Below are 25834 nucleotides of genomic sequence, written 5' to 3' on the forward strand. Positions count from 1 at the left end.
CGATTTCCCCGCCCATGGAGCAGCACGGGGCGTCGGCGTCGTGGTCCCACGTCCGCTGGGTGATCAGCGAGGCCGCGAGCGGACGACACCGGCAACGCGTGGGAGAAGAAGCTGGCTACCATGCGTGCTCATGACCGGGGCCCTTCGTCCACCGCGTATAGCTGCGGCGGGCGACCTCAAGGGAACGGACCGTAAGAGAACGGACCATAGGCGAACGGACCATAAGGGAACGGACCCGCAAGGGGAACGAGTCTTAGGCGCGCGCCTCACCGGGGGCGGCCCGCTCGGCATCGACATCGCGCACAGCGTCGAGCTGCGACGCTGGGTCTGGCCTGACGGCAGTCGAATCGTCAACACAGGAAGACGCCAACGCATGTATGCACCACCATCGTCGCCTGACGCGGAGCGGGCTGACGGCTCAACCGTGCGGATCGGCGCTCTCGTTCCGCTCACTCGGCCTGGTTGGGTCGAGGCGGGCCGACACTTGCTCGCTGGGCTTGAGCTGGCCGTTGGCGAAGTCAATGACGCCGGCGGGATTGCCGGAAGGCCACTTGAGCTGGTGGTCCGAGACACTGCGGCCGATCCGCAAAGGGCCGCGGCGGCCGTGGCCGAATTGGCTCACCTGGGTGTGGCTGCCGTGGCCGGGGAGTACCACAGCGTCGTCGCTCGCGCCGCTGCCGCCAAGGCCGACGCGCTCGGTCTGCCGTTCTTGTGCTCGTCAGCGGTGCTCGACGCGCTCACCGAGGAACCGACGGACTGGGTCGCGCGGCTGGCCCCGGCGCAGTCCCACGGCTGGCGCAGCTACGCGGACTTCCTCCTCGGTGCGGGCCACAGGCGAATCGCCGTAGCAACCGAACCGAGTGTGTACTGGGCGTCAGGGACCCGCATCCTTCGGGACTACCTGGCCCCACGCGGCGGCACCGTGGTCGAACTCGATGTGCGCACGCTCGCCCCTACGGCCGTGTGCGACGAACTCGTCAACAACCGCGCGACAGCGCTCCTTTTGCTGACCGGCTTCCCGGAGCCGGCGGTGTCGATCGTCACCTCTGTCCGCCGCGACCAGCGCCTTGCCGAGCTCATGATCGGCGCTCCGGCCGGGCAACCGGAGTTCGCCGAATGGGCGGCGTTGCTGGGTGACGACAGCGTCGCGATTCCGTTCTTGCGCTACCTGCCCCAGCGCCTCAGCCCACTTGGTGTACGAGTCGAGGCTGCCCTGCGCGCACGGCTAGCACAAGCGCCCTCCTTTGTCGCGTTCGAGGGCTACGACACGGTCGCGGTCCTCGCCGACATGCTGCGTTCGCACGGCCCGGATCGGGCGCGCATCGCCCAATCGTGGTCGCGCGTTGCAGTCGAAGGCACCCGCGGGCAGATCCGGTTCTCTCGCGTGCCCGGCATCGGCGTGTGGCAATGGGCCTGGCCGCCCACCCAGGTCGTAGACCGGGACCCGGCAGGACCCGACCGCTTCCGCGTCCTGCACACCACCTGGGAGGGCACGGGGGCCGCGACTACCCAGATCTGGTGACGTCAGTCGCCCGCCACTGGGGTGAGGCGGGAACGGCGGGTGCGGGAGTCGGCGCATGTCCGGGTGGGCGCCTGGCGGTAGCTCTTACCTCGGGCTCTGCGGGTCATCGGCGCCCGTAGTCCATCAGGCGTGAGCGGGCGTCCTGTTCCGTCAGGCCGAGGCCCGTGGCGATGTCCTCCCACGGCAGTTCGTCCGCCATGGTGTTGAAAGCGGCCTCCTTCGCGAGGTGGTCAGCGGTTCGCTCCAGCGCGGCGACGGCCTTCACGGCCGCCAGCGGTGCGTCGTCAGCCAACGCGCTCAAGCGCTTGGCCACCTGCTCCAGAAGGTGCCGTACGTCCTCGGGCAGCGGAACCGACGCGGCCTCGACTTGGTGGACATGCTCTTGCCAGTCCACGCGCGGCCCGGGCTCTTCTTCCGCGGCGTACCGTTCCCCGTCTTCGTCCTCGGACCAGTCCAGGAGGTAGCGACGCTCGCCCCGCCACCCGCACGAGCACGAGCCCTGCACGTGCTTCGCCAACGGCCTGCCATACATGCCGTCGTAGACCGACCAGGTGTCGAGCGACGGAACGTACCCCCCGCTCCCGACATCGAAGTACACCGGTTTCGGTTCGCTGCCGTCCGCGAGCAGGGCCTGCGCCCGACCCTCGTGGGATGCCCCGAACTCCTCCGTGACCCACGCCATAATGGTCCCCTCATCGCACAACTACGTGTAGTTGCTTGGCACTTGTGCGTAACCACCCTAGCGAGCGTGCGGGCTCGTCGCAGGTGTCCGGGGAGAATCCACCGCGACGTGTGGACTCCTGAAGTACGCCGCCTGTGCTCCACCGCGGCCACCGCGGCAGACGTGGGTGCGAGCAAGCGGACTGCCGCTTGTGGTGCCTCATCGACGTCGAGTCGCCTCTTGCTCCGGTCACAGGCGTACGGCCTAGACGTCGATACGGTGCCGCACCGCCGATCCTGATCGGCTCTTGACGACCTCCAGTTGGGCCGGGACGCGCTGGCGCAGGTCGGCGACGTGGCTGACGATGCCGACCGTACGGTCGCGTTCGCGAAGCGAGTCGAGGACGTCCAGCACCTCGTCCAGGGTTTGCTCGTCGAGGCTGCCGAACCCCTCGTCGATGAAGAGGGTGTCCAGCCGTACGCCGCCCGCCTCGTCGGTGACCACATCGGCAAGGCCGAGGGCGAGGGCGAGCGAGGCGAAGAACGTCTCGCCGCCGGAGAGGGTCGCGGTATCGCGCTCGCTGCCGGTCCAGGCGTCGATGACATGCAGCCCAAGGCCCGCCCTGCCCCGGCCGCTGGTTCGGGCGTCGGAGTGGACCAGGGTGTAGCGTCCTGCGGACATATGGCCGAGGCGGGCACTCGCGGCGGCGGCGACCTGTTCCAAACGCGCGGCCAGCACATAGGACTCAAGCCGCATCTTGCGCTCGTTGTCCGCTGACGTACCGGCGGCCAAAGAGGCCAGCGCGGCAACTCGGTCGTGTTCGGCGCGCAATGGCCCAAGGGTGCGAGCCGCGCGGGTCGCCTGGGCGGAGAGCTGATCGAGTTGGATGCACCGTTCGCGGGCGGCGGCGTCGCGGGCCGATGCCGCGCGCAGGGCCGAGGTGGCGGCCTCCACCGCCTCCTCGGCTACCGCAAGGTGGGCGGGGGGACGGGCAGCGGCCAACTGACTCTGAGGGTCGGCAAGTTCGGCGGCCACCGCGGCTTCCTCGGCCTGCCACTGGTCAAGTGTGTGCTGGAGTTTGCTGCGCTCGGGTTCGGGGAGTACGGCGTCGGCCGCGGCCTGGGGGGACGAGAAACCGGCACGCGATGCGGCATCCGCTACGCGCGCGTCCGCGTCCGCTAGCCGTTCGGCCGCCGCCGCGTGGGTGGCTGCCGCTTCCGCCGCCTCGGACAGCAGCGTCACCTGTCGCTCCAGGCGGGCCACCCGGGCGGCGACGGAGGCCGCGCCGCGCGTGGCCTCGGCCAACTCGTCCTGCAATGCGGATAGTTCACGGGCCAGCGCGTCTCGGTGTGAGGTGCGGGCCGCGGCTCGGCGTGCGGCGTCCTCGTGCTGGGTGCGGCGCTGCTCGTACTCGCGTTCCGCATGCGTCAGCTTCTCCCGCGCGGCATGCGTGCCGGCCCCGGTGGCCTGGGCGGCGGCATGCTCACGCTGGAGTTCGCGTACGCAGGCGGCGAGTTCAGCGGCCGGGGTCTCACCCGCGCCCGCGGTGGCGGCGGCCAGCTTTTCGCGGAGCTCGCCGAGCCGCTGGTCGGCTTCCGCACGTAGTGCGTCGGCATCTTGGTACGCGGCGTGCGCGACTTCTTCCGCCGTGCGGCCCACATGGTCATCACCTGCGCGTGCCGGCTGTGGGTGGTCGGTGCCACCACACACCGCGCAGGGTTCGCCGGGGCGCAGCGCGGCGGCGAGTTCGGCGGCGATGCCGCGCAGCCGCCGTTCCTTGAGGTCGAGCCAGTGGGTCTGGGCGGTGGTGGCCTCTTCGGCGGCGCGCAGCCGCTCGGTGCGCAGTGCCTCGACCTGCCCGGTGAGCTGGTCGCGCAGTTGGGCCGCCTCCAGGGCACGCATCGCGGGGTCCAGGCGCACCGCGAGGTGTTCGGCGCGGGTGGCGGCGTCCTGGCAGTCGTCGATGAGGCGCTGGTGGGCGAGGCGGCGCTCGGTCCAGCCGGTGAGCCATTCGGCGGCCTCCGCGATGGTCTCCTCGTCGGCGCGGGACTCCTGGTCAAGGCTGGCGAGTTCGGTGCCGATGGCCAGGGCGCGCCGCTCTGCTCGCCGCGCGGCGGCCAGACCGCCCAGTTCCTGGCGCAGTTCGCGTTCCAGCGCGGCGAGTTGGTTGCGGCTCGTGTCGGTCAGCTGCGGAGGCAGCAGGGCACGGCAGCGCTGTTCCGCGGCGCGGGCCGCCTGGCGATCCCGGTCGGCGGCCTCGTGTAGGTCGATGGCGGGGGCGACGGACTCGGCGTCATGGGCGCGCCGCAGCCGCTCACGCACCTGTGCACGCTCCGGGGCGCGCGCGGCAAGCGCCTCGGAGCGGTCGCGGGCCTGGGCGTATCGCCGCTGACGACGGTCGAGTTCGGCGGCTTCTTCGGCGTGCCGCCGCGCGGCGAGGTGCGCGGACTCGGTGGCATGTACGGCGGCCAGCGCCACGTCCAGCCGTTCGCGGGCACCGCTACGGGCCACGGCGGCCCACTCCAGTACGGCCCCTGTCACGCCGGCTTCGCCGGGGGTGAGGTGGGGTAGCGGGTAGTCGCGCGCGTCGGGGCTGTCGCCGGCCTCCTGCGCGATCCGGTGGGCGAGGCGCAGCAGTTCCTCGTCGCCGCTGATGACGCGCCGCTGGGAGCCGCGGCGCAGTTCGGCGAGCCGCTCCTCGACGGCGGCGAACCGGCCGGTGTCGAAGAGCTTGCCGAGGAGTTGGCCTCGTGCCTGGTCGTCGGCGCGCAAGAAGCGCGCGAAGTCGCCCTGCGGCAGCAGCACCACCTGGCAAAACTGCTCCCTGCTCATTCCGAGCAACTGGCCGATCTCCTCGCCGACTTCCTGGTGGGAACGGCTGAGGGGCTTCCACTCGGGTCCCTGTGGCCCGTCCGCGACGTACTCACGCAGCAGCGTTTGCGCCTTGTCCCGGGTCGTGCCGTCGCCGCGCTTCTTCGGGCGCAGTTGTTCCGGGTTGCGGGTGATCTCCAGGCGCCGCCCGGCGACGGTCAGTTCGAGCAGGACGCTGGTGGGGGTGTGCGGTGCGGCGTGGTGACTGCGCAGGCTGAGCGTGCTGCCCTGGCGGGCGCCGGGGACGGCCCCGTACAACCCGTAGCAGACGGCGTCCAGGACGGAGGTCTTGCCCGCGCCGGTCGGCCCGTGCAGCAGGAAGAGACCGGCGGCGGACAGGGCGTCGAAGTCGATCTCTTGGGTGCCACCGAAGGGGCCGAAGGCGGTGACGGTGAGCCGGTGCAGCCTCATCGGGCGGCCCTACCTTTCTTGATGGGCTGAGCGGACACCGGCACCCGGCGTTTTACCACCGGTTCCGGCCCCGGGGCCTGCCGCGCGCATGCCGGGTACCCGGCGCCGACCGCCGCGGCGGTCGGCCGTGTCGCCATCGGGCAGTGCCTCGCCCACGGCTGCGGCGCGCACGTCGTCGAAGGCGCCGCTGAGCACGGCGCACTCGGCGGCGTCCGCGTCCCGTCCTGCGCGCACATGGGTCACGAAGTCCTCCGCGATCTGCTGATCGGTACGTCCGCGCAGCCGCTGGGCGTACGAGGAGTGGGAGGCTTCCTCGGTGCGCTCGGGTACGAAGGCGAGGCTGAGGACGTGCGGGAAGCGGCGGGTGAGACGGGCCATCGGCTCGTGCGGCCGGGCGGGGTCGGTGAGCGTCGCCTCCACCCACGACTCCTCGTATGGGTCGTACCGGGAGTCACTGAGCAGGTCATCGAGGCGGCCCGTGATGCGGGCGAGCGGGCGTGGCACGGGGCAGTCCAGGCGCTCCGCTCGCACGCCGGCGTCGGCGTCGAGGTCGATGAGCCACATGGACTTGCGGTGCGTGGTCTCGGAGAACGAGTACGCCAGTGGGGAGCCGGAGTAGCGGACCCGCTCCGAGATGCGCTGGCAGCCGTGCAGGTGCCCGAGGGCAACGTAGTCCACGCCGTCGAAGACCGATGCCGGCACGGCAGCGACGCCGCCGACGGTGATGTCGCGCTCGCTGTCGCTGCCGGCGCCACCGGCGACGAAGGCATGTGCGAGGACGACGGACCTGGTTCCGGCGGGGCGGGTGGCCAGGTCGGCCCGTACGCGGTCCATGGCCGCCCCAAGGACGGCCGTGTGCCCGCCGCGCTTGGCGCCCACGGCGGCGCGTGCGAGGGAGGGCTCCAGGTAGGGCAGCCCGTAGAAGGCGACGTCGCCGTGCGCGTCGGGCACCACGACCGGTGAGCCGCACTGCGTCGGATCGGTGCGCAGATGGATTCCGGCCTGTTGGATCAGCCCGGAGGCGACGCCGACGCGCCGGGCCGAGTCATGGTTGCCTGAGATCAAGATGGTGGGCACGCCGCAGTGCGCGAGCTGGTGCAGGGCATCGTCGAACAACTCGATCGCGGCGAGCGGCGGCACGGCACGGTCATAGATGTCACCCGCGACAAGGACCGCCTCCACCTCGCGTTCGTGGACGGTACGGACCAGATGCTCGATGAACTCGCGCTGGGCCTCGAGCATGCTCACCCGGTGAAAGGAGCGCCCTAGATGCCAGTCCGACGTATGCAGCATTCTCAACGGCTCGTTCCACCCCGCATGTTGTCCCTCCCGCCTGCCCCGGACCCGGTACGGCCCGGCGACCCGCAGCGACCACGCTAACGCCGCTGCGTATCTGACCCCTCACGGCCCTCAGTTTTCCATCAGCCGGCGGAGGAGGTGACAGGAGGTCGGGTGGTTGCGGACGGCCGGGCGGCGCGGGAGCGACGAGGCGCGGCGCAGGCCCGGCCGCGGGGGCACTCGGCGGGGGCACTCGGCGGGGCCGCTTGGCGAGCCTTGGCGGGAAACGGCAGTCGGTTGATCGCAGCGGCGTTCGGGCGGCGAGCGGTGGGCGGGCCCGCTATCGGGCCGACACATTGAGCGCCCCGTGCGGGGGGGTGGTCGGCACGGGGCGCTCGTTTGGTGGTGCAGCGTTGCACGGCGGTACGCGTGCAAGGCGCGGCTCCGCGCAGGGCGCCAGGTTCCGCCCCGGGGCCGGAGCCCGTAGGTGCGCGCGCTGCCTCGCATCCGCGCGGCTCGGTGGTAGCGCGTAGATCGCCCTGAACCCTGGCCTGCCACGACGCCCCCGGCAAGGCTCCGCCGGCGGTGCGTTTTCCACAGAGTTTTTTGTTGACTGTTGAGTCCCCAGGTGAGCGGGGGTCGCAGCGGCGACCGCGGTGGGGGCGTGCGTGCTGGGGAGATGGTTAGGAGACGGCCTCGCCCGGACGGTCACGGCGATGGGCTCCCCCGCGCCCGAGCCGCCTTCCCCACCGCGGGGCACACCGGCTCACGAGCCGTCGCGTGCGCCACCAGCCCCGCCCGCCGACGAGCCGCCGCGTGCCTCGCCGTATGCCTCGCCGCCGATGTCTAGCCGCGCGGTGCCCGCGGTGCTGTCCGCGAGCCAGGCCCGAAACGCCTCCACCTCGGCGTTGGGCAGCCCGATTTCGATGGTGACGCCCTCGCCGTACCGCACCTCTCGTACGGCTCGGCCCATGGCCCGCAGGTCGTTCTCCAACTTGCCCGCCCGCTGGTGGTCGGTGACGACCGTGACCAGCCGGAACCGCTGCCGCACGACGGTGCCAAGCGCGTCCAGGGCCGCACCGACGACCCCGCCGTACGCCCGGATCAGCCCGCCCGCGCCCAGCTTGACGCCGCCGTAATAGCGGGTGACGACTGCCACGGCGTACCGCACCTCGCGGCGCACCAGCATCTGAAGCATCGGTGCCCCGGCGGTTCCACCGGGCTCTCCGTCGTCGCTGGCCTTTTGTACGCCACCATCGGCGCCGATGACGTAGGCGAAGCAGTTGTGGCTGGCGGTCGGGTGCTCGCGGCGGATGCGCTGGATGAACGCCTGTGCCTCGTGCTCGGTCGCGGCGGGCGCCAGCGCACAGCGAAAGCGGGACTTGTTGATCTCGGTCTCGTGCACGCCTTCGCGGGCGACCGTGCGGTACTGCTCTGCCATCTCGCCAGCCTATGCGGCACGCCGCGCACGTCCGGCCAGCGGTCGGCGACCGGCCGGGGCTTGGCCGGCGGGGAGCGGGCAGGTGAGGGCGGGGAATGAGAGGCGGGCGCGGTGGGTTGAGTGGTGCATGTACGCAGACGAGGAGACGATCCGCGCAATCTTGCGGGACAGCGGCGACACCTGGGCGGTGGTGGGCTTGTCCTCCAATGAGCGCCGGGCCGCCTACGGTGTGGCGCGGGTGTTGCAGCGCTTCGGCAAGCGCGTGGTGCCGGTTCATCCGAAGGCGGAAACGGTGCACGGTGAGCGTGGTTACGCCACCTTGTCCGACATCCCCTTCCCGGTCGATGTGGTGGATGTCTTCGTGAACTCCCAGTGGGCCGGGCCCGTCGCGGACGAGGCGGTGGGCATCGGCGCCAAGGCGGTCTGGTTCCAGCTCGGCGTCATCGACGAGGAGGCGTACGAGCGCACGCGTGCGGCGGGTGTGGCCATGGTCATGGACCGCTGCCCGGCGATCGAGATACCCCTGTTGGGCTGAGCGCGGACGCTGCGCGTCTCAGCCTGACCTCGCCCGCACCCCGCTCCCCCGTGTGGGGCCGTGGCCAGCGCGCTCAGACGCCGAGTCCCTCCACCACCTGCGCTCCGGCGAGCCCGGCCAGCGCCTTGCCCGGGACGATGAGCTTGCCCCGACGGCTGCCGCTGCCCAGGAGCACGTACGGGGTGTCGGCGACGGCGGCGTCCACCAGGAGCGGCCAGTCGGCGGGCAGCCCGATTGGGGTGATGCCGCCGAACTCCATGCCGCTCTCGCCAATGGCCGTGTCCATGGCGGCGAACGACGCCTTGCGCGCGCCCAGTTCACGCCGTGCGGCACCGTTGACATCGACGCGTGTGGTGGAGAGCACCACACAGGCGGCGAGGGTGACGACGCCGCCGCGCTTGCCCGCCACCACGACGCAGTTCGCCGAGACGTCGAGAAGCCAGGCGCCGTAGCTCTCGACGAGTACGGCCGTATCGGCCCGGTCCGGGTCGGTGTCCACGTACAGCAGTTCACGGACAGGCACCGGACCGCTCCAGCCGCGCACCGCATCGGCGACGGGGCGCGCCAGCAGGTCCAGGCACTCGATTACGGGGCGGACATCGGCAAAGGCTTCCTGGGGCGTACGCATGCTCATGCGCGCCAAGCTAACAGCCGGGTGCCGGCAGCGAGTCGGGTGTCCACCCGAGCGGCGAGGCCAGGCAACGCGCGACGGGGCAGCGCGCGATGGAGCGGCTGTGCCGATGCTGCGGGGCGATGCAGCGGGCCGATACAGCGGGCCGATGCAGGCCGGACGTCAGCCCACCGGTGGGATCGCCACCATCATCACCATCTCGACGGTGTCGGCGCCCTCGTTGCGGTACGCGTGTGCCACGTTGGCCTCGAATGTCGCCGACGTCCCGGTGGGCAGCCGATGCGACTGGCCGTCCACCTCCAAGGTCAGTGCGCCGGCTGTCACATGGAGCAGTTCGACCGTGCCCGGCGGATGCGGATCGGACGCGCTGCTCTCCCCCGGCATCAGCCGCCATTCCCACATCTCCAGCGGCCCGCGCTTCTCGGTGCCCACCAGCAGCGCTGTGTAACTGCCCGCTTCGGTGGACCACATGCGGACCGCCTGGTCCGGGGGCACGATGCGGACCTGCGGCCCTTGGTCGTGGTCGAGCAGGGTGGTGATGCTGATGCCGAGCGCGTCCGCCAGCTTCACGGTCGTGCCGACGCTGGGGTTCGTACGGGCCTGCTCGATCTGAATGATCATGCCGCGGCTGACTCCGGCACGGGCCGCGAGGGCGTCCAAGGTAAAGCCGCGCTCCCCTCGCCAGCGCTTGAGGTTGCGCGCGAGTGACTGCGTGAGCTGATCGAGATCCGTCACAACCTATCCAACCGTCTATTATTTTGAATGACAGAGTTCATTATGTTGCACTACCGTGCACTGCACTTCACTGTTCACTCCACGGTACTGCGAGGTTCCCCATGACCGCTCTCTTCGCGCTGGCCACCAGCCTCATGTGGGGACTGGCCGACTTCGGCGGCGGACTGCTCACCCGGCGCATCGCCGCCCTCACCGTGGTGGTCGTCTCTCAGGGGCTCGCGGTTGGGGTACTGGGCGCGATCGTGATCGCCACCGGCGGCTGGTCGGAGGCCGGGCCACGGTTGTGGTTTGCGGTGGCGGCCGGCGTCATCGGCCCCATCGGCATGCTCTGCTTCTACCGCGCCCTCGCCATCGGCCCGATGGGCGTGGTCTCCTCGGTCGGCGCCCTCGGCCAGGTCTGCGTCCCGCTCGGGGTGGGCCTCGCCCTTGGTGAGCGGCCGGGCCCGCTCCAGTTCACGGGCATCGCGGTGGCCATCGCCGGGGTCGTACTCGCCTCCGACCCTCGGCTGGGCGGCGCGGCAGTGCAACGCCAGACACTGCTCTTGACCCTTATCGCCGCATTCGGCTTCGGCTCGGTGATGACACTGATCGCCGCGGCGTCCACCACCGTCACCGGGCTCTTTCTCGCCCTGTTCGTCCAGCGGGTGTGCAACGTGCTGATCGGCGGTGCCGCACTGGCGGTCTCCGTACGTCGGGGAGGCAAGGCGCTTCCCGAGGGCGGCAGGCATGCGATCTACGCGTCGCTGCCCGCGCTGGCCTTCGTCGGGCTCGCCGATGTAGCGGCCAACGGCACCTACGCCATCGCCGCCCAGCATGGCCCTGTCACGGTCGCCGCCGTGCTGGCCTCGCTCTATCCGGTGGTGACCGCACTCGCGGCCCGGGGACTGCTGCGCGAACGCATGCATGTGTCGCAAACGGCGGGCGCGGGGCTCGCGCTGATCGGCACGATACTGCTGACCAGCGGTTAGGGTCGGGCCGGCTGGGACCGCGCCGGGCCGCCGCCTCAGCCCTGCCGCAGGTACCAGACCAGCAGCGCAATGCCGTTCAGCGCCACGGCGATGGCGAGCACCACGCGCAACTGACGCTGCTTCACCTCATGGCCTCCCTCGACGCACCGCGCACGGCGATCAATCCCCCGAGGGCGGTCCGCCATGAGCAGCGCGCTCCCGGACGGTGTGTGCTCAGCGGTCCGCCGTCAGGTCCAGTGTGCCGGGCGGCGCGGTCGCAGGCGGCAGGACGCCGAGCGCCAGCAGTTGCTCGTGGGTGACCCCCTCCGGGACCGGCATCGGAGCGGGCGTACGCAGCGGCGGCTGCCAGCCCGCATCCGCGTCCCAGCGGCGTACGACCTTGGCGGGCGCGCCGGCCACCACCGCATGATCGGGCACTTCGCCCCGTACCACCGCGCCGGCTGCGACCACCACGTTGCGGCCGAGGCGGGCACCCGGCAAGATCACCGCCCCGGCGCCGAGCCAGCTCCCCGCCCCGATGGAAACCGGCGCGCTGCGCGGCCACTGTTTGCCTATCGGTTGCGCCGGGTCGTCGTAGGCGTGGTTGTCGCTGGTGACATAGACGTACGGACCGCAAAAGACGTCGCGCCCGAACTCCACCGGCACCGATGCCACCACGTGCGTGCCCCGGCCAAGGACCACGCCGTGCCCCACCCGCAGCACCGTCTCGGGTCCCAGGTCCAGGCCCGGCAGCATGCCCGCGGCCAGCGTGACGCCCTCGCCGATCACGCAGTGGTCGCCCAGTTCGATCCATTCCTCGCCGAACACCGTGCCGAGCGGAAACGCCAGCCGGGTGCCGGGGCCGATCCGGCGGAATCGGTAGGGGCCGGGGCGGTCCGCGGTCACCGCGCCGGACTGCTGCACCCAGCGCCACCCGCGGTGGACCGCGCGTGAGGTGGCGCGCCGCCGCCAGGCGCCGAGCGAGGAGAACACGTTGTGAGGTATCGGCACCCGCCCACGGTACTCACCGGTAGCCACCTCGTTCGGGTCGCCCCCTGTGATCTTTCCCGCACGCCGGGCGACGGAGCTACCGGGCGCCTGGCACGCGCGGGGGGCTCATTCGGCCGCGGCGTCCGGGTCCGGCCGAAACCGGCCGGATGGGGCTATGCGCCATAGGCCCGTACGAGCGCCCGAAGAAGCCCGCGGCGAGCCGTTTCGGCCGGTGTGCGGTGGGCGTGCGCAAGGGACATCGAGGGACAGGTGTGAAAATCGCCCGGCCCGTCTACTCGTAGGGCATGGACAACAAGAACCCGGACCCGGACCCGGACCGGACAACGGGCCTTGAACCCGGTGGGTCGGTGCCGCCAGGTGAGACACCGCCCGCCGAGGGCAGCACCCCCGACGCGGGCCCAGAGGAGACGCACAACCCGACGACCGGTTGGGCCAAGGCCCCGGTGTTCATCATCGGTCTGCTGGCCCTTGCGGCGGTGATCTACTTCATCGCCCGGATCGTGCTGCTGTGACACCGCGCCCGGCCGCCACCGTGAGACTGCGCTTGCCGCCGCCGTGAGACTGCGGCTTACGGCTTGCTGCCGCGACCGAAGGGCAGCAAGCCGTACTCACCGACGTACCTCAAGACGCATCCGAGAGGCACCCCAGACGCTTAAGGACCCGCCATGAGCGATCCTCGTACCACCGTCGTCGTGATCACCCACAATCGCCGCGCCGAGCTGCTGCACACATTGCAACGGCTCGCCGCGCTGCCGGAGCGGCCACCGGTGATCGTGGTCGATAACGCGTCAACCGACGGCACGGCGGCGGCGGTACGGGCCCACCACCCGGGGGTACGGCTGCTGACGCCCGGCCGCAACCTGGGCGCGGTCGGCCGCAATCTCGCCGCCCGCCTGGTCACCACACCGCATCTGGCCTTCTGTGACGACGACTCCTGGTGGGAACCCGGCTCCTTGTCGGTCGCCGCAGACCTACTGGACGCGCATCCGCGGCTCGCCTCGGTCACCGCGCGCATCGTCGTGCACACGCCGCCGCTCACGACGCTGGGTGGCGGGTCGCAGCCACCGGACGTGCCCTTCGAGGACCCCATCGTCCGGGAGCTGCGCGACTCGCCGCTGACGGGCCCCGAGTGGCTGCCAGGCCCGGCACTCGGCTCCTTTCTCGCCGCGGCCACCGTGCTGCGCGCCGACGCCTTCCGCGCAGCCGGCGGCTTCTCGCCACGGTTGTGGCTCGGCGGCGAAGAGGAGTTGCTCGCCGCCGACCTCGCGGCACAGGGCTGGTGGCTCAGTTACGCCGACGAGCTGACGATCCACCACCGGCCGTCTCCCAGCAGGGACGCGCAGCTACGCCGCCGCCACGGCATCCGCAACACCCTGTGGTTCAACTGGTTGCGCCGCTCGGGCCCGGCCGCGTTGCGCCGTACCGTCCATCTCGCGGCCACGGTGCCACGCGATGTGACGTCCGTGCGGGCCTTCGCGGAGGCCATCGCGGGGCTGCCCTGGGTGGTACGCGAGCGCCGCCCGCTGCCGTCCGCGGTCGAGCACCGCCTGGCGCTCCTGGAGGCGCCGCAGAACGCCTCGTCGGCTCGCCGCTACGTCGGCTGAGCGACCCCCCACCCCCGCAGCACGGCCCCCAGCGGCCGACAGGAGATGACCCACGTGACTCGTGTCCTGCTCACCGGCTGGTTCAGTTTTTTGCACGGCGAGGTCACCGCGGGCGACATGCTGGCCGCCGACGCCGTGCGAGACGCGTTGCGCAGCGCGTCGATCCCCTGCGACACCGCCTGGTCACCGGTCTTCCGGCCGGACGGGCTGCGCCTGGAGAACACCGATCCCGCCGCGTACACGCATCTGGTATTCGCCTGTGGCCCCATACACTCCCGGCGTCCTCCCGGGCACGAGGCCGGCGCTCCGCTGTGCGAGCTGCACCGCCGCTTCGCGAACTGCCGCCGAATCGCCGTGGGGGTCTCCGTGATCGACCCGGCCGATCCAGCCGTCACCGGGTTCGATGTGCTGCTGGCCCGGGACGGGGCCGGGCAGTCGGTGAGCGCTCCCGATCTAAGCCTGCGCGCGCCGCCACCCGGCGCCGTGCCGCTGCTCGGCGTCGTGCTGACCGAGGGCCAGCACGAGTACGGCACCCGGCGTCGACATGGCGAGGTGGCGCAGACCGTACAGGAATGGCTGGGCGGGCTAGACGCCGCCCGGTTGCCGCTCGACACCCGGCTCGACACGCGTGACTGGCGGCTGCCCGCCACACCCGACCAGTTGCACGCCGTCTTCTCCCGGCTCGATGCCGTGGTGACCACTCGGCTGCACGGTCTGGTGCTCGCGCTGCGGGCCGAAACCCCCGTGCTGGCCGTCGATCCGGTGGCGGGCGGCGCGAAGGTCAGCGCTCAGGCGTCCGCCCTTGACTGGCCCATGGTGCTGCCGAGCGAAGACGCCCGACCAGCGGAGCTGGACCGGGCCCTGGCGTGGTGCCTCACCTCGCAGGGCCGCGAACGGGCCCGCGAGGTCGCCGCCCGGCAGGCCAGGCATGCCACCGCCCGGTCGGGCGGGGCTGAGCTGCTGGCCGACCGGCCGGGTGGAGCTGGATTGCTGGCCGACCTGTTGCGGCACCTGGGGCATGCGGACGCCGCCGCCGGTCGGGAGGGGTGATCGACAGGGTTGATCGGCAAGGGCGGCCGGCAGCAGGGCCGGGCCAGGGCCCGCGCGGGAGGGCCATAGGGCCGGGGCGGGCGGCTGGCCCGCCCCGGCCGGCGCGCTCAGGCGGCCGGCACCAGCACCGGGTCGGCTGCCACCGGACGGGCCTCCACAGCGGCCGGCGCCAGGGGCGTCGGGACGTACGGCTCCGTGGCCTGGGCCGCCGTCGGGCGGGCCGCCGCCGTCCGCAACAGACGCGGGCTCAGCAGCCTGCCGGCCCCCACCGCACCAGCGACGATCAGTCCGCCGACGACGAGCGCGCCCCGCGCACCGGCGAACTCCATGAGCAGGCCGAGCAGTGGCGGGCCCACCAGACCCCAGCCGGTGCTGGCGCTACGCCACACGCCCAGCACCCGACCGCGCATGTACGCCGGGGGGTCGGTCTGCAAGACGGTGGTGCCGGCGGTGTCCGATACGGACTCCACCACGGCCATCGGCAGCACCAGCAGGAGCAGCCACAACAGCGAGGGCGACAGCCCCGCGGCGACCTGGAGCAGCGCACCGGCGGCCGTCAAGATGCCGACGAGCCGTACGGAGGGGTTGCGCAGCCGCCCAGCCAGCACCGCGCCCGCGATGCCGCCAACGGCGAGGACGGTGGAAACCGTCCCGAACTCGGCAGCGCTGCCGTGGAGCGCGCCAGTGACGAGCACCGCGAGGGTCAGACCGTAGTTACGGCCGAAGATCGCGCCGAGGCCGGTGATCGCGGCCAGCGCCACCAGGCGCGGCCGGCGCAGGAAGAAGGACAGCCCTTCGCGGGCGCTCATGCCGGCCGCCGCACGCTCCTGGGCCGCGGCTTCCGCAGCCGTCGCATCCTCCGTAGCCACGGCCTGGGCCGTCTGCTGCCCGCTCGCCGCGCCGGTGACCACGCGGGACTCGGTCGGCGCGAAGCGCAGGAAGGGGATGACGGTGGCGACGAAGAGGAACGACAGACCGTTGGTCACATAGGCCGCCGCCGTACCGAAGACGCCGATCGCCACACCGGCCGCTGCCGTACCCGCGAGGCGGCCGACGCTGTGCACCACCGACCCGAGCGCGATGGCGGAAGGTACGTCCTTGGTTGCGACGAGGTCATTGCCGAGCAGGGCGGTCGCCGGGCCGTCGATGGTGGCGATGAGGCCGGTGACGACCGCGAGACCGAGCAGCAGACCCATGTTGAGCTGGTCGAAGGCGACCAGTGCCGCGGTGGCGAAGGCCACGGCGCCCAGCACGGCCTGGCTGATGCCCGCGGTGACCTTCCGCGGCCAGCGGTCCACCGCCGCACCGCCGAACAGGCCGAGCAAGAGCCCGGGCCCGGCCTGCGCCGAAAGGGAGAGACCGGTGGCGACGGCGGAGCCGGTGATCTGGAGTACCAGCAGGTTTTGCACCGTGAGCTGCATCCAGGTACCGGCGTTGGAGACCAGGTTGGCCAGCGACCACCAGCGCATGCTCGGGTAGCGCAGGCAGCGCCACGGCGCGCGGTCGCTGTCCGCGGCGGCCTTGCGGCGGCGCGGCGTGATCCAGCCCAGAGCGCGCGTGATGCCCTGGGCGGGAACGGCCGGGGCAGCGGTGGCGGACTCAGTGGCGGCGGTGCTTTCCGCGGTAGCGGTACTTCCCGCAGTAGCGGTACTTCCCGCAGTAGCGGTGGGCTCCGGGGTGATCGTGGAGCCGGGGGCGGGGGCCACGTCGGGCGCCGGGGCTGGCGCGGGCACGCGGTTCAGGACAGACAGCGAAAAAGGCAAAGCGACACGTTTCGTGAAGAGCCCAGCAGGCTCGGAAAACGGACTCAGTGAGGAGGAGTGCCCGCACCAGGCGGTCATGGCCGCAGCCGGGCCCTCGCTACTGGGCCGGCAGAGGGACGTCATCGGGTCCACCGCGCTCAGCAAGGGCCCCATCGTCACAGACGGCTGCGGCCGGACGCTGTGACGGGGGCCTCCCTCTCGTAGGCGGTAGCGCTGAATGCCTTGCGCCCCAAGGGCTGTGCCGACTGCGTGCCCTTGCTCACAGGGCTGCTCACAGGGCCTCAATCGAGCGCGCGGGAGGCTCCTCGGGGCCGATGGCCGGCGCCGTACACCAGCACCCCGAGCCCGCGATCGGCTCCGCTCACCCACTCCGCACCAGACCGCCGCGGTGATGCCCCGCCCCACCAGACCGCCGCGTAACCGCAGCCTCCCCACACGGCCGCGCGCACACGCGTACACGCGCCGCGTACGAGGCCGTGCACCGAGTGACTCACCCACTCGCCCCGTGTGAATCGTGTGACGCGGGTACTCCGCCTCTTATGCGCGCTCTCGTGATCAACTGCACCCTCAAGCCGACCCCCGAGCCCTCGAACACCGAGGCCCTCGCCGCCGTCGTCGTCGCTGAGCTCGCCCGCCGGGGCGCCACTTCCGACGTCGTACGTGCGGTTGACCTGCAACTGACACCCGGCGTCGAATCGGACATGGGCGGCGGCGACGAATGGCCGGCCGTGCACCGAAAGATCCTTGAATCCGAAATCCTCATCATCGCCTCGCCGACCTGGCTCGGGCGCCCCTCATCGGTGGCCCAGCGGGTCCTGGAGCGGATGGACGCCATGCTGAGCGAGACCGACGACGAGGGCCGCCCGGTGGCGTTCAACCGGGTCGCCGGGGTCGTGGTGACGGGAAACGAGGACGGCGCCCACCACGTGATCAGCGAGATCAACGGGGCGCTGGGAGACATCGGGTTCACGGTGCCCGGCCAGGCGTGGACGTACTGGCATCTGGGTCCAGGCCCCGGGCCCGACTTCCTGGATGACGAGCGCGGCCACGACTGGTCGCGCTCGACCGGTAAGGCCATGGCCGCGAACCTGATCGGAGTAGCCGAGGCGCTGGCCGCACGACCACTGGGCGCGCCGCCCTCGTAACCCCCCGCCGCCCGCGCAGCCGAGGGGCCCACCCTTGGCGATGTCGCGAGCCGCGTCCAACCGTGCCACGATGATGACCGTTTGGTCCCGGTCTATTCGGGAACTTCGAGCGGAGGCACAGGCACCACGAGCACCCAGCCCGGCCCGGCCAACAGCCACCGGCCGGTTGCCCAGGGGCACCCCAAGGAGGCCGCATGAACACCTCTGTCGCACCCCACTGGCGCCACGCCGTCGTCACCGGCGGGGCAGGCTTTGTCGGTTCACATCTGTGTGCCGCACTCCTCGACCACGGCACGGACGTCACCTGCGTCGATGACCTCAGCACCGGGGCACAGGAGAACATCGCCCCCTTCCTCGGCAGCCCGGGGTTCACCTTCCAACGGGCCAGCGCCTGCCAGCCGTTGAACGTCGAGCGCCCGGTGGACCTGGTGCTGCACTTCGCCTCGCCCGCATCCCCCGCGGACTACCTACGGCTGCCCCTGCACACGCTGGAAACCGGCAGCCTTGGCACGCGCAACGCACTCGCCTTGGCCCGTACCCACGAGGCGCGCTTCATACTGGCCTCGACGTCCGAGGTCTACGGCGATCCCCAGCAGCACCCGCAGAGCGAGGACTATTGGGGCAACGTCAACCCCGTGGGCCCGCGCAGCGTGTATGACGAGGCCAAGCGGTTCGGTGAGGCACTCACCACCGCCGAGGCAGGGGAGAACGGCACCGACACCGGCATTGTCCGGCTGTTCAACACCTATGGCCCTCGGATGCGTGGCCATGACGGCCGTGCCGTGCCCACCTTTGTCCGGCAGGCACTTGCCGGTGAGCCGCTCACGGTCACCGGCGACGGGCGGCAGACGCGTTCGCTGTGTTACGTGGACGACACGGTGCGCGGCATCCTCGCCGCCGCCGCGTCCGATCTGCGCGGCCCGGTCAACCTCGGCAATCCGGTCGAGATCACCATGCTCGAACTCGCCGAGCTCGTCGTGGAGTTGGCCGATTCGCGCTCCACCGTCCGCTTCATCGAACGGCCCACCGACGACCCGGCCGTGCGCTGCCCCGACATCACCCTGGCACGCGGCAAGCTCCAGTGGGAGCCCGGCATCACCGCCAGGGAGGGTCTTGGCCGCACCATCGGCTGGTTCCGCCGGCGGCTCGCCGCCTGAACGCGCTTGGCTGGCCGGGCCCGCCGGCCCCTCACCTCCCCCGCTTGTGGCCCGTTGGCCGCTTCCGCGACCGGCCCCGTATCCCCGCCCCGTCTTCCGTTCACCGCCTCGCATTCGCCGAAAGGCCCACCTCCTATGCGTGTTCTGGGAATCAACGCACTCTTCCACGACCCCGCGGCAGCCCTTGTGATCGACGGCCACACCGTTGCGGCAGCCGAGGAGGAACGCTTTTCGCGGCGCAAGCACGGCAAGCGGCCGGTGCCCTTCGCGGCGTGGGAGATGCCGGGGCAGGCCGCCGCCTGGTGCCTGACGCAGGCTGGGCTGCGACCACAGGACCTGGACGCGGTGGCCTACTCGTTCGACCCGTCCTTGGCCCGTCCCGCCGACACGCTGGGGCTCGACGACCCGTGGGACCACCTGCGGCTGGCCTACGCCCGCGAGGCACCGAACTTCTTGCACACGGCACTGCCCGGACTCGACCCGGACATCGTGCAGTTCGTCCCGCACCACATGGCGCACGCGGCCTCCAGCGCGTTCGGCGCTCCGGGCGCCGAATCGTCTTCCGTCCTGGTCCTCGACGGCCGTGGAGAGCGGACCTCGCACCTGGCCGCGCGCCGCGTCGGCGACCTCCTTGAACCCTTGTACGGGCAGGAGTTGCCGCACTCCCTTGGCCTGGTCTATGAGGAGTTGACCGAACACCTCGGCTTTCTGCGCTCGTCGGACGAGTTCAAGGTGATGGCGCTCGCCTCGCACGGCCGGCCGCGGATGCTCAGCGAACTGCGCCGGTACGTGCACCCCACCGGCGATGGCGGGTTCCGCGCGGCAGGCGTGCCCTGGAGCGAGTTGTGCCCGCCCCGCGGCCGGGATGAGGCGTGGACCCAGGAGCACGCGGACGCAGCCGCCAGCGCGCAGGAGTGTCTGGAGGAGACGCTGCTTGACCTGGTGCGCTGGCTGCACGGGCGCACGCACGACGATGTGCTCACGCTCGCCGGCGGCGTGGCCCTGAACTGCGTCGCCAATACCCGTATCGCCCGCGAGGGCCCGTTCGGCTCGGTGTGGGTCCAGCCGGCCGCGGGTGACGCCGGGACGGCGTTGGGCAGCGCGTTGCTGCTGGCCGCCGAACGCGGCGATGAGCCGGCGCCGATGGCCAGCGCCGCGCTGGGCCGCGGCTGGTCGGACGCGGAGCTTGAGGCCCGGTTGAAGACGGCGGCCGTGCCCTATGAGCGCCCCGACGACCTCGCGGCCACCGTCGCCGAAGCCCTCGCCGACAATGCCATCGTCGCCTGGTTCCAGGGCCGTTCGGAGTACGGGCCCAGGGCGCTGGGGCATCGCTCCTTGCTGGCGCACCCCGGGCACGCGGGAAACCTGGAGCGGCTCAACGATGTGAAGGGTCGCGAGCAGTTCAGGCCGGTCGCACCGATGGTGCTCGCCGAGCGTGCGGGTGAGATTTTCGAAGGCCCGTTGCCCAGCCCGTACATGCTCTTCGTGCACGAGGTGGCGCCGCAGTGGCGGGAGCACATCCCCGCTGTGGTGCACGTGGATGGCACCGCCCGTATCCAGACCGTCGATGCGGCCACCGAGCCGCTGGTGGCCCGGATGCTCACCGAGTTCGAGCGCTACACGGGACTGCCCGTGGTGGTCAACACCAGCCTCAACACAGCGGGGCGGCCCATGGTCGATGACCCGCGCGACGCGCTGGAGTGCTTTGGGTCCGCGCCGGTTGATCTGCTGGCGATCGGGCCGTTCATCGTTCGCCGCGGTGACTTCTTCGCCGGCCAGCAGCCCGACGCGGCGACCTCGGTGGACCCGGGTGCGTACGCCCCCACCGCCGATGGCAGGCAAGCGATGCCCTTCGCCGACGTGCCGCCCACCGATCCCGACCCGATGGCGCACCGCCCCGCCACCTACACCACCCGTGCCCACCGGGGAGACAGCCGATGAACGCCACCGATGCCCCAGCGCAGTACGCGGTCGTCATCCCCACCCTGGGGCGGCCCAGCCTCACGGCCTGTCTGCGGGCGCTGGCCGAAGCGGGCGAGCCGGGGCCGCGTCGTGTCGTCCTCGTCGATGACCGTCCGCTCCAGGACTGCGCACCGCTCCCGGTGGCCGTGCCCGACGCGCTCCGTGACCGAGTGGAGATCGCGTTCAGCTGCGGCCAGGGGCCGGCCGCAGCGCGTAACACCGGCTGGCGGGCCGTCCATGAGCCCTGGGTGGTCTTTCTCGACGACGACGTCATCCCCTCCCCCGGCTGGGCCGCAGCCCTCGCCGCCGATCTGGCGGCGGCCGGCCCGCGCACGGCGGCGGTCACGGCCCGCATCGCCGTGCCGCTGCCCGCCGACCGCAGGCCGACCGACTGGGAGCGCGGCACGGCCGGGCTGGCCACGGCGCGCTGGATCACCGCCGACATGGCTTGCCGCACGGCCGCCCTGGACGCCGTCAACGGCTTCGACGAGGCTTTTCGGCGCGCCTTTCGGGAGGACGCGGATCTGGCCCTGCGGTTGCTCGCGGCGGGATGGGAAATGGCCGCCGGCCGCCGGCTGACCACGCATCCGGTACGCCCCGCCGACCGCTGGGTGTCGGTGCGTGCGCAGGCCGGCAACGCCGACGACGTGTTGATGACTCGCCGGCACGGCCGCTCCTGGTGGTATCGGGCGGATGCGCCGCGCGGCAGGCGCCCCGCTCATCTCGCGGTGACCGGCGCGGCGGTGGCCTCGGTGGCCTGCGCCCTGGCGGGGCGAGGTCGCGCGGCGGCCGGGTGCGCGGCCCTGTGGGCGGCCGGAACCGCCGAGTTCGCGTGGGCCCGCGTCGCGCCCGGGCCGCGCTCGCGCGCGGAGTTGGCCACGATGGTGTTGACCAGCCCGCTCATTCCGCCGCTGGCCAGTTGGCACTGGCTGCGTGGTCTCGTGCGACATCGCGAGGTGCGACCGCTGCCCCCGGGCCGGCCGCCCACCGCCGCGTACGAGCCCACCGAGCCCCTCATCGAGCGGGTGTAGCCGATGGACGCCCACACGCGCACATCAAACGGGGCGGGCCGCACGCCGCCATCGGCCGCCGGGCCCTGGATCACCACCCGCGCGGAGGTGCCGCCCACCCGCCCGCCGCGTCAGGAACCACAAGAACCACAGAAACCAAAGGAAGGTGGCAGCCGACTACCGCAGGCGGTGCTGTTCGATCGGGACGGCACCCTGGTGGTCGATGTGCCCTACAACGGCGATCCGCAGCAGGTACGCCCGATGCCGGGCGCCCGCGCCGCCGTGGACACCGTGCGTGCCCTCGGCGTCCCGGTGGGGGTGGTCAGCAACCAGTCGGGCGTGGCGCGCGGGCTGCTGACGCGCGCGCAGGTGGCGGCGGTGCAGGAGCGGGTGGAGGAGTTCCTTGGCCCGTTCGATGTGTGGGCGGTGTGCCCGCATGGGCCGGGTGACGGCTGTGCGTGTCGTAAGCCCGCCCCCGGCCTGGTGCTGGCCGCCTGCGAGCGGCTGGGGGCCGACCCCGCTCACGCGGTGGTGATCGGGGACATCGGCGCGGACTTGGCGGCGGCCCACGCCGCCGGGGCACGCGGCATCTTGGTGCCCAACCCCGTCACGCTGCCGGCCGAGACGGCAGCGGCCAACGAGCGGGCGAGCGACGTGTTGGCGGCGGTACGGCTGCTCGTCTGCTCGGCGCAGACCCCGGGAGGGCCCGTATGACGGCCGCCCCCCGCACCGTCATCGTCCGGCTGGACAGCGCCGGAGACGTTTTGCTGGCCGGGCCCGCGGTACGGGCCGCTGCGGCCGGTTCCGCGCATACGGCGCTGCTGTGCGGCCCCCAAGGAGAGCAGGCCGCGCGCCTGCTGCCCGGCGTTGATGAGGTCTTGGTGCACGATGCGCCCTGGGTGGGCCTGGACCCGCCACCGGTGTCCAGGCGGGCCACGGATGGCCTGGTGGATGCGCTGGCCGCGCGCCGCTTCGACCGGGCGCTAATCCTCGTCTCGTACCACCAAAGTCCGCTGCCCGCCGCGCTGCTGCTGCGGCTGGCGGGCGTGGGGTGGACGGCGGCGGACAGCGTGGACTATCCGGGCGCGCTCCTTGATCTGCGCCACCACCGGGCGCCGCAGCGGCATGAGGCGGCGGCGGCGCTTGAGCTGGCCCGCGCGGCGGGTTTTCGGCTGCCGCCCGGGGACGACGGTGGCCTACGCGTCACGACGCCGCCCGCCACCGCGTCGCTCACCGGCACCCGGCCCTATGTGGTCTTCCATCCCGGCGCCGCGGTGCCGGCCCGGGCGTTCGGCCCTGAGCGCGCCGCGCGGGCCGCCGCCGCGCTGGCCGCGGCCGGGCACCGGCTGGTGGTCACCGGTGGTCCGGGCGAGAAGGCGCTGACCGCTCGGGTCGCGGGGGACCACTCGCTCGACCTCGGTGGCCGCACGGACTTGCGGCAACTGGCCGGAGTGCTGGCCGGGGCGCAGGTCGCCGTCGTCGGCAACACCGGGCCCGCGCATCTGGCCGCCGCGGTCGGCACGCCCGTCGTCTGCCTGTTCGCGCCCGTGGTGCCCGCACCGCTGTGGCGGCCTTACGGAGTGCCGCATGTGCTGCTCGGGCAGCAGGACGCACCGTGTGCGGGTACCCGGGCACGCCGGTGTCCGGTGCGCGGTCACCCCTGTTTGGACGGGGTGAGCGATGCCGCCGTGCTGTCCGCCGTCGCGGCGGTGTCCGGCCGCCGGGCCCAGGCGACCGGCGACCGGGCCACCGCATCCGATCGAGGGGCGACCGTATGAACATCCTGTTGTGGCATGTACACGGTTCGTGGACCACCGCGTTCGTACAGGGGCCGCACACCTATCTGGTGCCTGTCACCGAGGACCGCGGGCCCGATGGGCTCGGCCGGGCGCAAACCTTCCCCTGGCCCCTTACGGTGCGCGAACGCACTCCGGAGCAGCTTCGGGACGACCCCGTGGACCTGGTGATCCTGCAACGCCCGCACGAGGCGCGGCTGGCCGAGAGCTGGCTCGGCGGGCGCCGGCCCGGCCGGGACGTTCCCGCCATCTACCTGGAGCACAACGCGCCGCACGGCGATGTGCCGAACACTCGGCACCCGTGTGCCGATCGGGATGATCTGACCCTGGTGCATGTCACCCACTTCAACCAGTTGTTCTGGGACAGCGGGGGCACCCGTAGCACCGTCATCGAGCACGGCATCGTCGATCCCGGCCACCGCTACAGCGGCCACATCGAGCGAGCCGCCGTCGTCGTCAACGAGCCCATCCGCCGCGGGCGCACCACCGGCACGGACCTGCTGCCTGCCCTGTCCGAGAAGGCACCGCTGAGCGTCTTCGGCATGCGCACCGACGGGCTCGCCGCCCATCTCGGGCTGTCGTACGACCGCTGCCGCACCGCCGATCTCCCGCAGGGCGAGTTGCATGACGCGATGGCGGCGTGCCGCCTGTATCTGCATCCGGTGCGTTGGACCTCGCTTGGCCTCTCGCTCCTTGAGGCCATGCACCTGGGCATGCCCGTGGTGGCGCTGGCCACCACCGAGGCATGTGAGGCGGTGCCGCCGGGGGCCGGGACGCTGTCCACCCGGCCGGCGGAACTGGCCGATGCGGCCCGCGCCTATCTCGCGGACCCCACCGCGGCGGCCGAGGACGGGGCGCGCGCCCGGCGGGCAGCGCTCGCACGGTACGGACTCAAGCGTTTCCTCTACGACTGGGAGCGCCTGATAGCGGAGGTGGCGGGATGACCATCGTGAAGCAGGCCAGTGGGCTGTCCATCGCGCTCGTCTCGGAGCATGCGAGTCCCCTCGCGGTGCTCGGTGGCGTGGACGCCGGCGGCCAAAACGTCCACGTCGCCCATCTGGCGGCGGCCCTCGCCCAGCGGGGCCACCGGGTCACCGTCTACACCCGCAAGGACGCGCCCGACCTTCCCGACCGGGTCGTCTCACGCCCAGGCGTCGAGGTGCGGCACGTTCCGGCCGGACCCACCTGGCAGCTCCCCAAGGACGAACTCCTGCCGTACATGGCCGAGTTCGGCCGCTTCCTGGTGGGCGAGTGGCAGGCTCGACCACCGGACGTGGTGCACTCCCACTTTTGGATGTCCGGGGTGGCCGCCCTGTCCGCCTGCCGCGAGCTGGACCTCCCGCTGGCGCATACGTACCATGCGCTCGGCACCGTCAAGCGCCGCCACCAACGCAGCTCCGACACCAGCCCGGCGGAGCGCATCAGTTGCGAGACCGAGGTCGGCGAGCGCTGTGACCGGGTCATCGCCACCTGCCGGGACGAAGTCGCCGAACTCGCGGAGATGGGCGTACCCGCACACCGGGTGACGGTGGTGCCCTGTGGTGTGGACACCGACCGCTTCGCCCCCTGGGGACGGGCCGCCGACCGCGGCGGGTGCCGCCAACTGCTGCTCCAGGTGGGCCGCCTGGTGCCGCGCAAGGGTGCCGCCGTCTCCATTGCCGCACTGCCCTGGCTGCCGGATGCCGAACTCCTCATCGCCGGCGGCCCACCCCCCGAACTGATCGACCAGGAACCGGAGGTGCGCCGGCTGCGGGCACTGGCCCGCGCGGCCGGGGTCGGGGATCGGGTGCGCTTCCTTGGCGGTGTCCCCTGCGAAGAGGTGCCCCCGCTGCTGCGCGCCGCCGATGTGGTGCTGTGCCCGGCGGACTATGAGCCGTTTGGCATCGTGCCGTTGGAGGCCATGGGGTGCGGCACGCCGGTGGTGGCCAGCGCCGTCGGCGGCCAACTCGACACCGTGGCCGACCCGGGAACCGGTCGCCTCGTACCGCCGAGCGACCCGGCGGCGCTGGCGCGCGCTACCGCCGCACTGCTGGAGAACCCCGCCCAGCGTGCCGCTTGCGGGGCAGCCGGGCGACGCCGGGTGCTGACCCGGTACGGCTGGGGCCGGGTGGCCGCATCCACCGAGGCGGTTTACCAAGAGGTCGTGGCGCGGCGCCCGGCGGCCGTCACCGAACCGGCCTGACCTGGCTGAACTGGACTTTTCCGCGCCCGCCGAGTGGCGATGCAGCACCACGAGCGAAGTTACGAGAGCGAAGGGAGGCGCGGGCGAAGTCGCCGTCCACCACGCGCGACCGCCCGACCCGC

The 25834-nt window shown here is 72.2% G+C and carries 23 protein-coding genes; 15 read left to right on the forward strand and 8 right to left on the reverse strand.

Translation table 11 applies throughout. The features are described 5' to 3' along the window. The first annotated feature begins 373 nt into the window (after positions 1-373). Positions 374-1522 (forward strand): ABC transporter substrate-binding protein, encoded by a 1149-nt coding sequence (locus FHS42_RS20210; protein ID WP_184573878.1) that lies wholly within the window; start codon positions 374-376, stop codon positions 1520-1522. Between the two features lie 103 nt (positions 1523-1625). On the opposite strand, the gene FHS42_RS20215 is transcribed toward FHS42_RS20210, so the two are convergent. The 4 genes from FHS42_RS20215 to FHS42_RS20230 all read right to left on the reverse strand — a co-directional run bounded on the left by FHS42_RS20215 (position 1626) and on the right by FHS42_RS20230 (position 8184). After that, positions 1626-2204 carry a hypothetical protein gene (locus tag FHS42_RS20215; protein ID WP_184573880.1) on the reverse strand — a complete coding sequence of 193 codons (579 nt, stop codon included), beginning with the start codon at positions 2202-2204 and terminating at the stop codon, positions 1626-1628. 243 nt (positions 2205-2447) lie between these two features. Then, on the reverse strand, positions 2448-5465 hold the full coding sequence (locus FHS42_RS20220) for an AAA family ATPase (RefSeq protein ID WP_184573882.1): 3018 nt from the start codon (positions 5463-5465) through the stop codon (positions 2448-2450). 9 nt (positions 5466-5474) lie between these two features. Next, complete coding sequence (locus FHS42_RS20225) at positions 5475-6764, reverse strand: exonuclease SbcCD subunit D (RefSeq protein WP_184573884.1); 1290 nt, start codon at positions 6762-6764, stop codon at positions 5475-5477. A gap of 745 nt (positions 6765-7509) precedes the next feature. Next, the gene (locus tag FHS42_RS20230) at positions 7510-8184 is read right to left on the reverse strand and encodes a YigZ family protein (protein WP_184573886.1); all 675 of its coding nucleotides are present in this window, start codon (positions 8182-8184) and stop codon (positions 7510-7512) included. A 127-nt stretch (positions 8185-8311) separates the two neighbouring features. Here FHS42_RS20230 and FHS42_RS20235 point away from each other — a divergent pair, with 127 nt between their 5' ends. Further along, complete coding sequence (locus FHS42_RS20235) at positions 8312-8719, forward strand: CoA-binding protein (RefSeq protein WP_184573888.1); 408 nt, start codon at positions 8312-8314, stop codon at positions 8717-8719. A 73-nt stretch (positions 8720-8792) separates the two neighbouring features. Here the strand turns inward: FHS42_RS20235 and FHS42_RS20240 are convergent, their stop codons facing one another. Continuing rightward, positions 8793-9347 carry a YbaK/EbsC family protein gene (locus FHS42_RS20240; protein ID WP_184574044.1) on the reverse strand — a complete coding sequence of 185 codons (555 nt, stop codon included), beginning with the start codon at positions 9345-9347 and terminating at the stop codon, positions 8793-8795. A 165-nt stretch (positions 9348-9512) separates the two neighbouring features. Continuing rightward, positions 9513-10085, reverse strand: coding sequence for a helix-turn-helix domain-containing protein (locus tag FHS42_RS20245; RefSeq protein WP_184573890.1), 573 nt, complete (start codon positions 10083-10085; stop codon positions 9513-9515). Between the two features lie 101 nt (positions 10086-10186). On the opposite strand from FHS42_RS20245, the gene FHS42_RS20250 reads away from it, so the two are divergent. Then, on the forward strand, positions 10187-11053 hold the full coding sequence (locus FHS42_RS20250; RefSeq protein WP_184573892.1) for an EamA family transporter: 867 nt from the start codon (positions 10187-10189) through the stop codon (positions 11051-11053). 213 nt (positions 11054-11266) lie between these two features. Here the strand turns inward: FHS42_RS20250 and FHS42_RS20255 are convergent, their stop codons facing one another. After that, positions 11267-12043: an acyltransferase gene (locus tag FHS42_RS20255; RefSeq protein WP_184573894.1), complete on the reverse strand. Its 777-nt coding sequence runs from the start codon at positions 12041-12043 to the stop codon at positions 11267-11269. 284 nt (positions 12044-12327) lie between these two features. On the opposite strand from FHS42_RS20255, the gene FHS42_RS20260 reads away from it, so the two are divergent. From FHS42_RS20260 to FHS42_RS20270, 3 genes are all read left to right on the forward strand, one after another. Continuing rightward, complete coding sequence (locus tag FHS42_RS20260) at positions 12328-12555, forward strand: DUF6480 family protein (protein ID WP_184573896.1); 228 nt, start codon at positions 12328-12330, stop codon at positions 12553-12555. Positions 12556-12708: 153 nt separating this feature from the next. After that, on the forward strand, positions 12709-13647 hold the full coding sequence (locus FHS42_RS20265) for a glycosyltransferase family 2 protein (protein WP_184573898.1): 939 nt from the start codon (positions 12709-12711) through the stop codon (positions 13645-13647). Between the two features lie 45 nt (positions 13648-13692). Further along, complete coding sequence (locus FHS42_RS20270) at positions 13693-14697, forward strand: polysaccharide pyruvyl transferase family protein (RefSeq protein WP_184573900.1); 1005 nt, start codon at positions 13693-13695, stop codon at positions 14695-14697. A gap of 107 nt (positions 14698-14804) precedes the next feature. Here FHS42_RS20270 and FHS42_RS20275 read toward each other — a convergent pair whose 3' ends face one another. After that, the gene (locus FHS42_RS20275; RefSeq protein ID WP_246495062.1) at positions 14805-16166 is read right to left on the reverse strand and encodes an MFS transporter; all 1362 of its coding nucleotides are present in this window, start codon (positions 16164-16166) and stop codon (positions 14805-14807) included. Between the two features lie 307 nt (positions 16167-16473). Between FHS42_RS20275 and FHS42_RS20280 the strand changes: the two genes are divergently transcribed. The 9 genes from FHS42_RS20280 to FHS42_RS20320 all read left to right on the forward strand — a co-directional run bounded on the left by FHS42_RS20280 (position 16474) and on the right by FHS42_RS20320 (position 25712). Further along, positions 16474-16644, forward strand: coding sequence for a hypothetical protein (locus FHS42_RS20280; protein ID WP_184574064.1), 171 nt, complete (start codon positions 16474-16476; stop codon positions 16642-16644). Between the two features lie 355 nt (positions 16645-16999). Further along, a complete protein-coding gene (locus FHS42_RS20285; protein WP_184573902.1) occupies positions 17000-17605 on the forward strand; it encodes a flavodoxin family protein in 606 nt (201 codons plus the stop codon). Between the two features lie 194 nt (positions 17606-17799). After that, positions 17800-18762, forward strand: coding sequence for an NAD-dependent epimerase/dehydratase family protein (locus tag FHS42_RS20290; protein ID WP_184573904.1), 963 nt, complete (start codon positions 17800-17802; stop codon positions 18760-18762). 135 nt (positions 18763-18897) lie between these two features. Continuing rightward, the gene (locus FHS42_RS20295) at positions 18898-20703 is read left to right on the forward strand and encodes a carbamoyltransferase family protein (RefSeq protein WP_184573906.1); all 1806 of its coding nucleotides are present in this window, start codon (positions 18898-18900) and stop codon (positions 20701-20703) included. Then, positions 20700-21755, forward strand: a complete 1056-nt coding sequence (locus FHS42_RS20300) for a glycosyltransferase family 2 protein (protein WP_184573908.1) — start codon at positions 20700-20702, stop codon at positions 21753-21755. The genes FHS42_RS20295 and FHS42_RS20300 overlap by 4 nt, the downstream gene beginning before the upstream one ends. A 3-nt stretch (positions 21756-21758) precedes the next feature. Further along, positions 21759-22448: a D-glycero-alpha-D-manno-heptose-1,7-bisphosphate 7-phosphatase gene (locus tag FHS42_RS20305; protein WP_184573910.1), complete on the forward strand. Its 690-nt coding sequence runs from the start codon at positions 21759-21761 to the stop codon at positions 22446-22448. Further along, a complete protein-coding gene (locus tag FHS42_RS20310; protein WP_184573911.1) occupies positions 22445-23512 on the forward strand; it encodes a glycosyltransferase family 9 protein in 1068 nt (355 codons plus the stop codon). Before FHS42_RS20305 ends, FHS42_RS20310 begins: the two co-directional genes overlap by 4 nt. Next, complete coding sequence (locus FHS42_RS20315) at positions 23509-24474, forward strand: glycosyltransferase (RefSeq protein ID WP_184573913.1); 966 nt, start codon at positions 23509-23511, stop codon at positions 24472-24474. Before FHS42_RS20310 ends, FHS42_RS20315 begins: the two co-directional genes overlap by 4 nt. Next, the gene (locus tag FHS42_RS20320) at positions 24471-25712 is read left to right on the forward strand and encodes a glycosyltransferase (protein WP_184573915.1); all 1242 of its coding nucleotides are present in this window, start codon (positions 24471-24473) and stop codon (positions 25710-25712) included. The genes FHS42_RS20315 and FHS42_RS20320 overlap by 4 nt, the downstream gene beginning before the upstream one ends. The last annotated feature ends 122 nt before the right edge of the window (positions 25713-25834 follow it).

The sequence above is a fragment of the Streptomyces zagrosensis genome, assembly GCF_014203645.1.
GTDB classification, from domain to species: Bacteria; Actinomycetota; Actinomycetes; order Streptomycetales; family Streptomycetaceae; genus Streptomyces; species Streptomyces zagrosensis.

Coding starts and splice junctions, on each gene's coding strand:
- FHS42_RS20300 (WP_184573908.1), top strand. CDS start 20,700: ATGAACGCCACCGATGCCCCAGCGCAGTACGCGGTCGTCATCCCCACC.
- FHS42_RS20310 (WP_184573911.1), top strand. CDS start 22,445: ATGACGGCCGCCCCCCGCACCGTCATCGTCCGGCTGGACAGCGCCGGA.
- FHS42_RS20250 (WP_184573892.1), top strand. CDS start 10,187: ATGACCGCTCTCTTCGCGCTGGCCACCAGCCTCATGTGGGGACTGGCC.
- FHS42_RS20240 (WP_184574044.1), bottom strand. CDS start 9,347: ATGCGTACGCCCCAGGAAGCCTTTGCCGATGTCCGCCCCGTAATCGAG.
- FHS42_RS20220 (WP_184573882.1), bottom strand. CDS start 5,465: ATGAGGCTGCACCGGCTCACCGTCACCGCCTTCGGCCCCTTCGGTGGC.
- FHS42_RS20275 (WP_246495062.1), bottom strand. CDS start 16,166: ATGCGCTGGTGGTCGCTGGCCAACCTGGTCTCCAACGCCGGTACCTGG.
- FHS42_RS20315 (WP_184573913.1), top strand. CDS start 23,509: ATGAACATCCTGTTGTGGCATGTACACGGTTCGTGGACCACCGCGTTC.
- FHS42_RS20290 (WP_184573904.1), top strand. CDS start 17,800: ATGAACACCTCTGTCGCACCCCACTGGCGCCACGCCGTCGTCACCGGC.
- FHS42_RS20320 (WP_184573915.1), top strand. CDS start 24,471: ATGACCATCGTGAAGCAGGCCAGTGGGCTGTCCATCGCGCTCGTCTCG.
- FHS42_RS20270 (WP_184573900.1), top strand. CDS start 13,693: ATGACCCACGTGACTCGTGTCCTGCTCACCGGCTGGTTCAGTTTTTTG.
- FHS42_RS20305 (WP_184573910.1), top strand. CDS start 21,759: ATGGACGCCCACACGCGCACATCAAACGGGGCGGGCCGCACGCCGCCA.
- FHS42_RS20210 (WP_184573878.1), top strand. CDS start 374: ATGTATGCACCACCATCGTCGCCTGACGCGGAGCGGGCTGACGGCTCA.
- FHS42_RS20260 (WP_184573896.1), top strand. CDS start 12,328: ATGGACAACAAGAACCCGGACCCGGACCCGGACCGGACAACGGGCCTT.
- FHS42_RS20230 (WP_184573886.1), bottom strand. CDS start 8,184: ATGGCAGAGCAGTACCGCACGGTCGCCCGCGAAGGCGTGCACGAGACC.
- FHS42_RS20285 (WP_184573902.1), top strand. CDS start 17,000: ATGCGCGCTCTCGTGATCAACTGCACCCTCAAGCCGACCCCCGAGCCC.
- FHS42_RS20235 (WP_184573888.1), top strand. CDS start 8,312: ATGTACGCAGACGAGGAGACGATCCGCGCAATCTTGCGGGACAGCGGC.
- FHS42_RS20265 (WP_184573898.1), top strand. CDS start 12,709: ATGAGCGATCCTCGTACCACCGTCGTCGTGATCACCCACAATCGCCGC.
- FHS42_RS20215 (WP_184573880.1), bottom strand. CDS start 2,204: ATGGCGTGGGTCACGGAGGAGTTCGGGGCATCCCACGAGGGTCGGGCG.
- FHS42_RS20295 (WP_184573906.1), top strand. CDS start 18,898: ATGCGTGTTCTGGGAATCAACGCACTCTTCCACGACCCCGCGGCAGCC.